Source organism: Acinetobacter sp. ANC 4558 (assembly GCF_002135375.1).
GTDB lineage: Bacteria > Pseudomonadota > Gammaproteobacteria > Pseudomonadales > Moraxellaceae > Acinetobacter.
The window spans coordinates 72,011-86,045 of record NZ_NEGH01000014.1 but is presented as its reverse complement, the minus strand read 5'-3'; the positions used below and the strand labels follow the sequence as shown (position 1 = coordinate 86,045).

At 34.2% G+C, this 14,035-nt stretch carries 12 protein-coding genes; 5 read left to right on the top strand and 7 right to left on the bottom strand.

The features are described 5' to 3' along the window. From B9T31_RS17855 to B9T31_RS15375, 3 genes are all read left to right on the top strand, one after another. Window positions 1-729: hypothetical protein (locus B9T31_RS17855; protein WP_171264779.1), on the top strand; the 729-nt coding region annotated here is incomplete at its 5' end. 74 nt (window positions 730-803) lie between these two features. After that, window positions 804-1,175 carry a hypothetical protein gene (locus tag B9T31_RS15380; protein WP_086182811.1) on the top strand — a complete coding sequence of 124 codons (372 nt, stop codon included), beginning with the start codon at window positions 804-806 and terminating at the stop codon, window positions 1,173-1,175. 7 nt (window positions 1,176-1,182) lie between these two features. Then, window positions 1,183-1,755, top strand: a complete 573-nt coding sequence (locus tag B9T31_RS15375; RefSeq protein ID WP_086182810.1) for a lysozyme — start codon at window positions 1,183-1,185, stop codon at window positions 1,753-1,755. Between the two features lie 175 nt (window positions 1,756-1,930). On the opposite strand, the gene B9T31_RS15370 is transcribed toward B9T31_RS15375, so the two are convergent. The 5 genes from B9T31_RS15370 to plsB form a co-directional block, all read right to left on the bottom strand. Next, window positions 1,931-2,473 (bottom strand): DUF2058 domain-containing protein, encoded by a 543-nt coding sequence (locus B9T31_RS15370; protein ID WP_086182809.1) that lies wholly within the window; start codon window positions 2,471-2,473, stop codon window positions 1,931-1,933. A gap of 14 nt (window positions 2,474-2,487) precedes the next feature. Continuing rightward, window positions 2,488-3,162 (bottom strand): YoaK family protein, encoded by a 675-nt coding sequence (locus B9T31_RS15365; RefSeq protein WP_086182808.1) that lies wholly within the window; start codon window positions 3,160-3,162, stop codon window positions 2,488-2,490. Between the two features lie 25 nt (window positions 3,163-3,187). Next, complete coding sequence (gene sstT / locus B9T31_RS15360) at window positions 3,188-4,384, bottom strand: serine/threonine transporter SstT (protein WP_086182807.1); 1,197 nt, start codon at window positions 4,382-4,384, stop codon at window positions 3,188-3,190. A 214-nt stretch (window positions 4,385-4,598) separates the two neighbouring features. Further along, window positions 4,599-6,320, bottom strand: a complete 1,722-nt coding sequence (locus B9T31_RS15355; RefSeq protein WP_086182806.1) for a SulP family inorganic anion transporter — start codon at window positions 6,318-6,320, stop codon at window positions 4,599-4,601. A gap of 248 nt (window positions 6,321-6,568) precedes the next feature. Continuing rightward, on the bottom strand, window positions 6,569-9,064 hold the full coding sequence (gene plsB, locus B9T31_RS15350) for a glycerol-3-phosphate 1-O-acyltransferase PlsB (RefSeq protein WP_086182805.1): 2,496 nt from the start codon (window positions 9,062-9,064) through the stop codon (window positions 6,569-6,571). Window positions 9,065-9,353: 289 nt separating this feature from the next. Here plsB and cysK point away from each other — a divergent pair, with 289 nt between their 5' ends. Further along, on the top strand, window positions 9,354-10,352 hold the full coding sequence (cysK, locus tag B9T31_RS15345) for a cysteine synthase A (protein ID WP_086182804.1): 999 nt from the start codon (window positions 9,354-9,356) through the stop codon (window positions 10,350-10,352). A 152-nt stretch (window positions 10,353-10,504) separates the two neighbouring features. On the opposite strand, the gene B9T31_RS15340 is transcribed toward cysK, so the two are convergent. Continuing rightward, entirely contained in the window at window positions 10,505-11,662 is a 1,158-nt protein-coding gene (locus tag B9T31_RS15340) for a hypothetical protein (RefSeq protein ID WP_086182803.1), read from the bottom strand. Between the two features lie 193 nt (window positions 11,663-11,855). On the opposite strand from B9T31_RS15340, the gene B9T31_RS15335 reads away from it, so the two are divergent. Next, window positions 11,856-12,791 carry a helix-turn-helix domain-containing protein gene (locus B9T31_RS15335; RefSeq protein ID WP_086182802.1) on the top strand — a complete coding sequence of 312 codons (936 nt, stop codon included), beginning with the start codon at window positions 11,856-11,858 and terminating at the stop codon, window positions 12,789-12,791. Between the two features lie 26 nt (window positions 12,792-12,817). Here the strand turns inward: B9T31_RS15335 and B9T31_RS15330 are convergent, their stop codons facing one another. Then, on the bottom strand, window positions 12,818-13,933 hold the full coding sequence (locus B9T31_RS15330) for a class II histone deacetylase (protein WP_086182801.1): 1,116 nt from the start codon (window positions 13,931-13,933) through the stop codon (window positions 12,818-12,820). Window positions 13,934-14,035 lie beyond the last annotated feature (102 nt).

The window sequence follows — 14,035 nt, the reverse complement described above, 5'->3', positions numbered from 1 at the left end:
GTTGGAGCAACTTCGCTGGGTAAAGTTGAAATAACGAAAGTGGGTCAAGCGATTGCTCACATTCCCGAATTTAAAGCTTATTATGATGCTGAGTACTATACGCCAAATGCAAAAGAAATTTTAAATATGGCTAAAGGTACAATGTCTGAACTGCCTAATGGATTTATATCTATAGTTAATGAAAAAGGGCAAAAAGCTCTTGAACGGATCTATGCAGGGAATAGTGTTTTTTATCCCGGAGATTTCGACATTGATCCAAACAATTTTACTTTCTTTGTTGTTTTGGATCATTATTTTGAAGCATCGCCAAGTGCTGCACGACATTTTAGATTTATTAGAAAGGTGATGGTAGATAGCTTATCTTCTATACATATTTCAATTGATAATGCAGGACCAAATGTCCGTATGCGCGGAAACTCAGAAGCAGGTAATAATACGATTTTATCTGCAAATTATGGCACTTTACAAAATCCCGCTCCAAAACCATCTTTATTCGTTATTTCATACTCTAAAGGTATTGCAAAAATTCGAGTAAATGGAGCTCAAACAACAGGTGCTATGATTACACCACTAACTGGTTTAAAAGCAGGTGAGTGGGATTGGTTTAGAAACATGAATGGTAAGATATATGCATGGGGTGGTCTAAATATTGATTTAGCAGCGCCTGAGAATACAGAATACTTAAAGCAATTAGAAAGTTACTATAAGTCTAAATTTGCTATTCCATAACGCCCAACAAAGCTCAATCAACCCCGTTCTTTAATTAGAACGGGGTTTTTTATTACCAAAAATTAGGAAAATGTATGAATGATCCAATCAGTATTAAAAGTTTGCCATTGTTACTTAAAATTATAGCTGCAGTTGTTGGGGCTATCTTTGCACTCACCTTAAGTGGTGACATCGATACAGAAGGACGAATTAAAATAACACTAGGTGTCATTATGAAATTTACATTTAGTGTAGCGATTAGTTTGTATGGCGGTTCAGCTTTCATTGAGTGGCAACAATTACAGCACTACTCACATATGACGCAAGGCTTTGTCATGCTTATTTTTGCAATCTTTGGGATGTTGCTCATTGGTATTTGGTATCAATCGATTCAATTACTCAAAGGTAAGCCACTCAATGAATTAATCATTGAAATCAAATTAGCGTTTAAAGCCATGTTTAAGTGAGAAGATCATGCAAAAAATATTCGATCAGCTTCGTAAAATGTCAGGTGGTAAGCTCACACAAAAACAGGTCAATGCCACAGATAAACTCATTTCATTTGATCAACACGCTGTAAATGACATGCTCGGTATCATAGATCAAAAGACCGTGAGTGATTTCGGCATTAATTTGATATGTGGCTTTGAAGGGAAGCGATTAGCAGCCTATGACGATGGTGTAGGCGTGTGGACCATTGGTTTTGGCACCACAATTTATCCGAATGGCCAGAAGGTTAAAAAGGGCGATACCTGTACAGAAATTCAGGCCAAACAGTACATGCAAAATGATTTAAAGAAATTTGAACATATTGTAAATGAAGCTGTCACTGTGCAACTTAATCAAAACCAATTCGATGCACTTGTTTCACTGACTTATAATATTGGATCGGGAGCGTTTGAGAAATCCACATTACTTAAAAAACTAAATACTGGTGACTATCAAGGTGCAGCAGATAACTTTGATCGTTGGGTCAATGCAGGGGGCAAGCGATTACAAGGCTTAGTAAATCGCAGAGCTAAAGAGAAGGAGTTATTTTTAAATTGAAAATAAGGCTCTCAAATGTGAGAGCTTATTTAACAGAGTAAAATTAGAAACTAAATCTAATTAAGAAATAAAATATTAAGTGCAACAAGATTGCATTAATTTATATCAAATCATTGATTTATATAATATTAAAAAGCCTGTAATGGGCTTTTTAATACGGCCTTTTTAGCATGAATTACCACATTAAATCGTCTGGAATGACGTAAGCTGCGTAAGGATCTTCTTCATTTGTCGTCGCGGCATCATTGGCTTGCTGGGAGTTATCGACAATAATAAAACCTTCCATTTTTGTATTAATACGTTCAGCCAACGCTTTAGGCAAAAATGCATAACTTTCATTATCTTTAGCAACAATTAAACTGCCAGAAACTAACGCATTATAAATTTGTTGATTGATATATACCTTTTTAATTTTATTCTCGTCAATAAATTGATATGAAATATCACCATCTGTATCACTAATTTTATGTTGGCTAATCATTTGTACAATTGCCGATTTTAGTTCTTTTTCTTGTAATTGAGACTTTTTCACTTGCTCAATCGCTAAATCTTTTGCTTGTTTATTCAGTTTATCCTGTTCAATTTTAGCTTTAATTTCCGCCTCATTACTTTCACCGACACGTTTTTCATGAACAGCTTGCTTAGACAGCTTTTTGGCTTTTTTGTTGTCCACTAAACCAGCTTTTAATAACTGAGCTTGTAATGCATTTTTAACCATGGGGAATTATGAACCTATAGACCATTTCTGTAACGATGAAAATAAATTATCCAGTAAATTAAGCTTAAAACAAAACTTAAGATTGCTGGAATTAAGAAAGCATTAAATTGTAATATAGGAGAAGTAAGTGCTGCAATTACTCCACCAACTAAAAAACCAATTAATATCAATGCATGCAATGCAACTCGTTTTTTACTGACATCTAAGCCTCTTAATTTATAACCTAATGCTAGACCAAGATCTGTTATAACGCCAGATAAATGTGTTGTACGAATGATGGTCCCTTTATAATGGCTAATCATTGCATTTTGTACACCCATCGCTAAACATGCCCATAATAGACCATAACGTGGAAAATAGGGGATAATCAGCCAGCATAGAAAAATAAAAAAAGCCATTAAGCTCAGTGGTAGACCATAGAGTCGTCCAAGTTCAAAGTGACTATTTCCTAGAATTAAGCCGCTATACATCGAACCAATTAAATAGCAAAGTACAACAAGAAAGAGGTAGAGTAAAACATCGGGCTTCCATTCAATGAGCGCCATTGCAAATATGCTGACATTTCCAGTCATATGAGAAACAGACTGGTGCAAAACAGTAATTAAACTGAGGACGTTAATCATTCCTGCATTGACAGAGAGAAGAAAAACACCTAATTGCAACCAAGATGGTAAAGTCTGAAATGGCATAACTCATTAAATAGTTTTAAAAACTTTATTTTAAACCACGATCGACGGCAGCTGTAAATAATACATCTGTCGAAGAGTTTAGGGCTGTTTCGGTTGAGTCTTGTAATACGCTAATTACCATACCGATGGCGACGACTTGCATGGCAATATCCGTAGATATACCAAATAATCCACAGGCTACAGGGATTAGAAGTAATGAGCCACCAGCTACACCAGATGCACCACATGCAGAGATTGTTGCAACAACTGACAAAATAAGCATTGTGGTGAAGTCAACATGAATTCCTAGCGTATGTACTGCAGCTAAAGATAATACGGTAATAGTAACAGATGCACCACCCATATTAATGGCAGCTCCTAAAGGAATTGCAACACTCGCAGTTGACTCTGGAATTCCTAAACGTTTTGCTAAGTCTAAATTTACAGGAATATTAGCAGCAGAACTTCGGGTAAAAAAAGCGGTAATTCCACTTTCACGTAAACATTGAAAAACTAAGGGATATGGATTCTGGCGAGTTACCGCAGCAACCATAATGGGGTTGATAACAAATGCGACAAAAAACATTGAGCCAATTAATACTGCAAGTAGATGAGCGTAGCTGACTAAAGTTTGTAATCCAGAATCTGCAAATGTTACTGCAACTAAACCAAAAATACCAAAAGGTGCGAAGTTAATGACTAAACGAATCACTTTATTTACTACTTCGGCTGCATCTGTTAAAAAACCTTTAGTGGTTTCTGACGCATGGCGAAATGCTAAACCAAGTGCAACTGACCAAGCTAAAATACCAATAAAATTTGCTTCACTAAGTGCAGTGATTGGATTAGATACAAAACTAAGCACTAAGTTTTTTAAAATCCCTGCCAAGCTATCTGGTGCAGATAATGTGGTATTTCCAGGAAGATCTAGCAATAATGTACTTGGAAATAAGGTACTCGCGACGACAGCACTCAGCGCAGCTAAAAACATGCCTAGGCCATACATCATCATAATGGGCCTAACATAAGCATTATTTCCACCTATTTTAAAATTTGCAATTGAAGAAAGAACAAGTACAAAGACAAGAATAGGTGCAACAGATTTTAATGCTTTAATGAATAACTCACCAAGCAAACTTAAATATGGGGTAGTAGCTGGAAATAACCATGCTACAAGTGCGCCCAAAATAATGGCAATAATAATACGCTTTACTAAACTCATTTGCGTGAAAGCTGAGAACATAATGGGAGCCTTGTCAGAAACTACGAGGACAAATAAAAATTAGTCGTCATTTTATACTAAATAAATATTTATAAAGAATAATATTTAATATAAAAATAAGTGATTATTTTTACAGTTAAAAATCCGTTTAAATCATATTTTTATTAAAAGGTATCATGAAAATAAAAAATATATTTAAAGCAACGTCTGTGATTCATTCAATTCATTATTATATTTAGACCTCATGAGACAATTGTTGAATGGCTTGAAAGTGAGTTAAAAATATAGAACCGTTCATATGATTAATCCAATTTGAGTGAGTCAGTTTATCCATAACAGGACCTTTAACTTCAGACAAATGTAGTTTGATGTTAAGTTTAATTAATTCTATATCAAACTCTTCTAACATTTCCAATGCACTCAGATCAATGGAACTAATGCTAGAGCAATTAATGATGACATGTTGAAGATTCTTATTTTGACTGACCGCATTTATTAAAAAGTCTTTCAGTGTATGTGCATTCAAAAATGATAGGTTTTCATCAACGCGAATGGATAATATTTGAGGATTAGTTTGTGCTTTATAACGTTCTATATTTCGAAAATGTTGAGTTCCTTCGACTAAACCAATAATTGCAATATGTGGACGGCTAATTTTCCATAGCAGCAAGATAAATGTCGAGAAGATCCCAATGAGTAGTCCTGCCGAAATATCGATACAAATGACGGCAAAAAAAGTAATCCACATCGCAATACCATCAACTTTAGAATATTGCCAAGTTTGAATAAATGGTTTGAAATCGACTAATTTCCAAATCGATACCATAATCGTAGCTGCAAGAACAGCCAGTGGTAAATCTTTAAAAAAACCAGTGAAATATAGGCTAACGATAATAATAAAAAGAGAGGAAAGTACACCAGCCATAGGCGTTTTTGCCCCAGCATCTGCATTCACCACAGTGCGCGAAAGACTGCCTGTGACGGGAAATGCAGAACTTAAACCTGCACTTATATTTGCAACGCCTAGAGCAATGAGTTCTTGATTGCTATTTAAATGACTACGCTGCTGTAAGGCAGTGGCTTGTGCAATGGAAAGAGATTCAACAAAGCTAATCATCGCAATCATAATGGCGCCAGGAAGTAGCTTAAGTACTAAATCAAGATTCCAAAATGGCAGGTGAAGTGCAGGAAAACCAGATGGAATTTCTCCGACTGTTTTAATACCAATATGTTGTAGATTAAGAAAGAATACGCTGGCAATACCTAAAATGACTAAAAGTAAGGGAACAGACCTAGATAAAAACTGAGTGCCTCGAATGTGCTGTTTTATTGGTTGGCTTTGTATGAGTTTTGGTAAATAGATTAAGAATAAAATTGCAAGAATTCCTAAGCCTAAACTCGTAAGGTGAATATAATTAAAATACTGAATTAAGCTTTCAATAAATACCGTGATATTGTTACTTTGCAAGGGGATATTCAAAATAAATTTAAGCTGTCCAATTGCAATTAACAAGGCAGAAGCAATAATAAAACTTTTGATTACAGGATGGCTAATCAGTTGAATTAAAAAACCAAATCGAAAGATCCCTAAAAGCAAAGAAATGATTCCTACCATTAAAGCCAATAAGCATGCTGCTTGAATGTAGACAGGAGAACCTGGTTCAAACATTGGACTTAAGGTTGCAAAAGTCATCATTGATATGATCGCAACGGGACCAATAGACAGGGTTGGACTTCCTCCAATGATTGCATAAATAATCATGGGAATGACGCTAGCATAAAGTCCTGTAACAGGAGGTAAACCAGCGAGCATAGCATAAGCCATACCCTGAGGAACAAGCATCGCAATGACAATTAAAGAGGATAGTAAGTCAGATTTAAATGAATCTCGATGATAATGTTTTAACCAAGACCAAGCGGGAATAACCTGTTCAAGACGAGATTTGGGTTCAGACATTACATAATTCTAAATCTTAAATTATGATATATTATGCATAAAAATAGATAATAAATCCTATAAATTTGTGATCACTCCAAAAGGGAATATAAATGAGGAGATTCCGTGAATAGAAAGATAAAATTGCTCTATTTTATTTGTGAAGCAATCAATGATCTTCTCAGTTTTAATCAATCGTTTAAAACACAAGAAAAGATGGAGTAAAATAAAAAATTACTCCAATTTAATTTTATAATGACAAATAAAAATTATTTTTTCACTTTAGATTGTTCTCTTAAGTGATTGATTTCTCGGTCTGTGAAAAAGCTGGAATCTGCCAATAATTGTTGGATATCAGGGCTATACCAATCAAAATAAGCAGGTATATTTTGATCAAATAAATGACTTTTTGTAATAATATTTTTATTGAGATCAATCAGACCAAGTTTTTGTAAAACAGTTAGGAAGCTTTTAAGCGTTGCACTATCAAAATAATAACCTGTTTTTAATGAATGATGACCAGCAAGACGTTTTAATGTTGCTTTTGCCATTTTTTCTAAAGTTTTTACATCTAACTCAATTTTATCGGCATAAACAGCAATGAGCTGTTGAAGTAAAACAAAATTATTTAAACTTAATGCAGACAAAGATGCCAATAATTCAAAGAAAGAATGCTTGGATTCGAGATCAATCTGATCTTTTGATACTGAAATCCAGCGATGTTGTTGGAACTCACTCAATATTTTTTCAACTTGCTGATGTAATTCATGTTCTTTCCATTTAAGAAAAAACTCATCCTGAATAAAAGGGTATATATTATCAATATATTGAAGAAGTTGATTTTTAGATATTTGTTTGGAAAATTGAATTATTGATGCAATTGTCGATGCGAGAATAAAGCAATGTAAAATATTATTACTAAAATAACTCAGTAATATTTTTTGGCTTTCAGTGACTCGAATATAATCTATTTTCAGTTCAGTGCACATCTCAACTTGTTTTAATTTTTGTGCATATTCAATCATTTCATTACTTGAAAGCTGAGAAATGATCATACGATCATCATATTTAAATTGATGTAATAACGTTCGAATTGAATCAATCCTTGCAATAAGTTCTTGTGGTGTTAACTGATAATTCTCCGAGTTTAGTAGAATCAGTGAGATGATTGAAATGGGGTTAATCACCACAGCTTTATTAATATTTTCTAGAATATCATGAGCAACATCATTGACTGTTGCTACCATAGGCGAGGGTAAAGCGTCATCGGGTTGTAATGGAATATTTTTGACTTGATGTTTTTCTAAAATTGGGTCAAGGAAAATAGGTTCACCAAAATTCACATGAACTTGCCCGAATACTTTTTCAATTTTCCGAACGGAATTTAAGATTCCCCATAAAGACTCAGCTTCTTTTGGTTTACCATTGAGTTCATTGAGATAAGATGTACCTTCTATGAGTTTTTCATAACCAAAATAGGTTGGAATAAATACAATGGGTTTATTATTGGCTTGCAAATGACTCTCAATGGTCATGGCGAGCATTCCTTTTTTAGGCGGTAATAATAAACCTGTTCGGGAACGTCCTCCTTCAATAAAATATTCTAACGGTGTATTTCGACGAATCAAACTATTTAAATAAGATTTGAATACGGATGTATAGAGTTCATTTCCACTGAAGGTGCGTCGAATAAAATATGCACCGCCACCACGCAGGATTTGCCCAACAATGGGTAAATTGAGATTAATACCAGCTGCAATATGAGGAACCATTAATCCGCGGTTAAAAATAACATAAGATAAGAGTAAGTAATCTATATGGCTACGATGGCAAGGTGTGTAAACAATTTGGTAGTCTTTGGCCAAATCACGGACAGTATCAAAATTATGAACTTCAATTCCATCATAGAGCTGCGTCCATAATTTTGTTAAAGCGAGCTCTGCAAATCTTAGGGTGGAGTATGAGAAATCTGAAACAATTTCAAGAAAATAATTTTTAGCACGATTTTCTGCTTCAAATAATGCAATTTTTTGATCAATACTTTCTTTACGAATGGCTTGTTGTACTGTTTCGCTTTTCATTAACTGATTAATGAGATTACGACGGTCTGATAAATCTGGTCCTAATACTGCTTCTTTATAATTATGAAAATTTTGATCTAATCGTTGCACGACAAAATGTGCAGGCGAGAAATTAGGATGTTCAATTTTTGCTTGCGTAAAGAGTGCTCTCAATGAGATAGACTTATGAAACTCAATGTAGTTTTCACGGCTATATAATGAAATATTTAAAGTTTGTTTAATTTTATTGGGTTTAGACCAAGCATCTGCAAACAATGCCTTTAACCATGAATTTTCATATTGTGGCGAGCGTCCCCATAAGACTGTTACAGGAACCAATTGAATATCAAATTTAGGGTTTTTTTCTAGAACCTCTATCAAGCGAATTAGTTTGGCTGAGTAATGGTAACTTTGGTCTTTTTCATTGGTTTCATTTAAGACCAACATACTGTCGTCTTCAATAAATTGATCAATATTAATTTCTGAAAATACAGAAGGTAAACCACGTGCAACCGCTTCTTTATCAATAAGTACAGTATTACTTAATGACGCATCTTCTAAGACATAACAGATTTTCGTCCATTGTGAATTTTGGGCAATGTTTTGTTCTAATTGTGCGGTATTGCCTAAAACTTGTGGAGTCACAATTTTATCTAGTATTGCCTGTGTGATGTTTCGATAAATTTTACTGTAACTCTTCGACATATGGATACTCGAGTAGGTGGTTTAAATCTATTTTCAGGGCTGCACTGCTATTTTTCAATATCAGTTAACTGTAGAAGCATAAACTAAAAAGTCAATATTATTAAAAATTTATAAATAAATGCTACATTCTGGAAAATATCGAGACACAATATGCTCATATCTTTATCGCATTTTGTTGAAAGTTAATCATATTTTATTTTATGTAATTGGTGCTAAAGTGAATTCTATTTTTTTCATAAGGTAGTATGATAAATCTATTATTTTTCATAAGATCAAATGGGAAAAGATGATGACAACAGATGCAGCGTTCAAAACACCAGAAAATTTAGGAATCGCAGTTTATAGCAATAATGCAGAAGCGATTGGCAATACCCCATTAATTCGTATTAATCGCTTAATTCAAAGTCAAGCGACGGTACTTGCTAAAATTGAAAGTCGTAATCCCGCTTTTTCTGTAAAAGATCGTATTGGAGCAGCGTTAATCGCAGATGCTGAACAGCGTGGAATTTTAAAGCCTGGTAAACATATTGTAGAACCTACCAGTGGAAATACCGGAATTGCATTAGCTTATGTTGCCGCTGCAAAAGGTTATCCAATTACGTTAACTATGCCTGCAAGTATGAGTATTGAGCGCCGTAAAGTATTAAAAGCACTTGGTGCAAACTTAGTATTAACAGATCCAGCTAAAGGGATGAAAGGTGCAGTAGAAGAAGCAGTACGTTTAGCAACAGAACAGCCTGAGTTATATTTTTTACCACAGCAGTTTGAGAATCCAGCAAATCCTGCCATTCATGAAGCAACCACAGGTCCAGAAATTTGGGAAGCAACGCAAGGAAAAGTTGATATTCTTGTGGCAGGGGTTGGTACAGGCGGTACGATTACAGGTGTATCACGTTATTTTGAAAAGGTTAAAAACCAAGCTATTTATTCAGTTGCGGTGGAACCTGCAGATTCACCAATTATTGGACAAACAAAACGTGGTGAAGATTTGACACCAGGACCACATAAAATTCAAGGAATTGGTGCAAACTTTATTCCTAAGAATTTAGACTTAGACTTGGTTGATGAAGTGATTGCTATTGGCAATCAAGAAGCGATTGATTGGGCACGTCAGTCAGCAACACAAGAAGGTATTTTTGTCGGCATTTCTAGTGGTGCTGCATTAGCTGCTGCTGCAAAGCTTGCAGAACGACCTGAAAATGCGGGTAAAAATATTGTTGTAATTCTTCCAGATGCTGGCGAGCGTTATTTATCTTCAGTATTGTTTGAAGATATTAGTGCAGATTAAAAACCTGTAAAATTTTCATTTGAAACCACTATATTAATATAGTGGTTTTTGATTTGAACTTACAAAATATTAAACGATTTTATAATTAATCAACATATTATTTCAAAGTTTTTGATGGCTCAGTGTTAATTTTAAATATTGGTTTAAGAACATTACTGCGTAAAATAATGATCTTGATGCTTACATTGGTTGCATACCAAAGACACATAATTTTCAGCATCATAATCAACAGTTAAGTCTTCAGACCCACAGTACATGCACCGTTTAGTTGAATAGAAGCTGAGTCTAGGTTCTATTTTTCGCCATAACTTTATAATAGGTTGTACAAAGATAGAGTCGTCATAGCCTAAAAATTTAAAAAATAGAATATGACTCATCTTACTTAAGGGTAAGTTATAAGGTCGTGGTAACGTTGAAGTTTCCCATTTTTCTTTAATTGCACGTTCACGATATTGTTGTAATGTTTTTTTTAGTAAGTTGGTATTAATAAAGTTTTCATTACGGACTTGTAATGCTTTTTGTTTATATAAATATTCTAAAGCATTTTGAATAAGATAATAAATTTGCCCAACCGCAAGTACATCTAATAAGCGAAAACAGAAACTTTGAAAGCTTCTATTTCCAGCAATTTGTATGCCCCATGTACGACAATAAAACTGCATAAATTGAATAATTTCTTGATAGAGTAGTTGATATAAAGCATCTTTAACTTCTTCAGCATTCTTAAACGGGACACCTAGGCTTAATTGTTCATAAAACCAGTGGCGTAGTTGTTGAGTAATGCTAAATAGGCTGGGTTCAGAATATCCATCAAGTCGGACATTCATATAATATTGATGTGGTTGGTCGCTAAAATCTTTCGCATGTAAGATATGATCACGTATTAAACTTTTAATCATATAAGATTGGTATAGGTAATTGGGTGAAATATTTTGATATTTATAGTTTTCTAAATCGATAAATTCATGATGAAAAGTATGTTCTTGGGCGTAATCATCTAAAAGACTTAATAAAAATAATTTATTGATAAAACTCAACTGACTCAGTTCAATTTCTACATGATCATATTTTTTTTGCTTACGAGATTCTTGTAACATTGTTTCACGAAGCATTTTTTTTCGTTTAGTCGTACATTTTTCACAATGGCAGTTATGTTGGCTATTTTGGAAAACTTGATGTTTGCAATGACTACATTCATGGAAATTAATAGTATTTGTATACAACTCAGCCTCAATCCAATACATCGATGCATGACAGAACGGGCAATGTGTACTTTCATCGAGTTGTTTTTGAAGGGTTTGAATTTGCATGTACCGATAAAAAGTGAAAAATTTAAACACTATTATACACGGACAAATTCACATTGAGGTTTTTAAAAAATTTAATACTTTATGACCTACTGACCTAAACGTATAAACTTTCATTCTTTTGATTGATTGCCATGGCGTAAAGAAAGCTCTATGCTAAATGATATAAGAATTAACAGCTTATTTGAGGAATATAATGGATTATATTATCAATGTTATGCGTTCATTTTTTCATTTTGATGCAATACAAATTTTATGGTTTTGTAAGCATAATCAGAAGCATTATGAAATTTTTAGCACAGGTTATAATCGACCTTGTGCAGACTCTTTGGTCTATGATTTTCCTAAAATATATCCACCAGGATTTAGCAAGGTTTTTTCACAAGACAATGCACTTCCACTGTCTATTTCTGCATCAGAAACTTTGGTACAACCTGCATTTACTGAATCATCAATTTATAAAAATTATTTAAATAAATATGGTTTTCATGATGGAATGACGCTGGAGTTAATTGATGCTGAAAATTATATTGGGTTAGTTCATTTTTCTGCTTTTGGCGCAAATAGCTTTAATGTATATGTTCAAATGCTGGTTTCTAATTTTAAGACAGCAATTATTGAATGGTTTAAACAGTCAGACTTTTTTGAACATTGGGTGAATAAACATAAATTTTATATTTTTAATGAGAAAAATGGTTTTGCCGTTGAATCCTTAAATTTAAGTGTAGCTAAAGTTGAAAGTGAGGTCACAGAAACGCTGTCTAAAACATATCATCAATTAAAATCGGGTTATTTTTTAATGGATAATCTGATTTATAAGATTTGTATGTTGAAATTACCCAATGAAAATTTTATTTTAGACTTAATTCCCAGTAAATTACCTTATAAATTAACTAAAAAAGAAATATTGGTGCTAAGTTGGTTAATTACAGGATTATCAGATAAAGAAATTGCTAAACAGTTGTTTTTAGGTGAACGCACAATTCATTCGCATGTGACGTCTATATATCGAAAACTGGCTGTAAGTAATCGGATTGAAGCCGCTGTATTTGCAGTAGTGAATGGAATTTATATGCCAGATAAAAATGGTATTATTCTTAAAAAAATCAATGATCAACAACAAACTGCCTGAATGATACAGGCAGTTTGCTTACTTTTTTATAGAATATCTTGAATTAAAGGAGTGACCTGATCAATAATTTGTTTTTCATGATCAAGTAACTTGTCACCGCCCATTGCACCAACAATGTCTTCAAATGCATCTGCAACAGTTTCTACACCTGTGAGTGTTTGAATAACGGCAAGTCCACAGAAAGGCACATAGTGTGGGCTATAGCCACCTTCTTGAACAAAGACAATTTTGCCATCACAAACTTCATCTGCACAGTCAAGTACAAGTTGAGCTAAAGCTTTAAAGCCTTTCGCTGTTACCATGGTTCTTGCGAGCGGATCTAAAATATTTGCGTCAAAGCCTGAACCAATAATAATGAGTTCTGGCTGATATTGTTTTAACGCAGGAATCACAACCGTTTCAAATGCATATTGATATGCAGCATTACCGCTACCTGGCGGAAGAGGGATATTTAAGTTGTAACCAAAGCCAGCAGATTCACCTCGTTCGTCAATAAATCCTGAATTTGGTGGGAAACATCGATCTTGGTGAATTGAGATGGTTAACACAGAAGCATCAGCATACCAAATATCTTGTGTGCCATTTCCGTGATGCACATCCCAATCTACAATTGCAACGCGTTTTACCCCCAAAACATCTTTGGCATAGGCTGCTGCGACAGAAGTATTATTAAAGTAACAAAAACCCATGGTTTCATTGCGAGTCGCATGATGTCCTGGTGGGTTGATAAGCGCATAACCTGTTGATAACTCACCAGTGACGACTTTTTTGGTAAGCTCAATTGCACCACCTGCTGACAAGTAAGCAATTTCAATACCGCCATTGCCAATATTGGTCACACCATCACCTGCTAAACCACCTGTAGGTAGGCCGCTGAGGTGTTTTACTTGAGCCAACATTTCTGCTGTATGCACACGTAAGATATCTTCATCTGTTGCTGCTTTGGCTTGAACTGGTGTTAAATGATCAATTTGACCAGAAGTGTGTACCAATTCATTAAATCTTCTTTTTGTATCAGGGTGTGCAAGATGCTGATAACTTGGTTGTATACGTGCACTAAGATTTGCACTTAATAATCCGCCTGTACCTGTATCGACCCAACTATATAATGTGTTCCATACATATCCGACTTTTTTTGACATTTCCATTTCCTGTGAATATAACTTTGGGAGTTATAGAAATAACAAATTTTAAAGCTCAATTTCTTCCGTAGAATTACGGAATTTTTAAATTTCTTTTGTTGA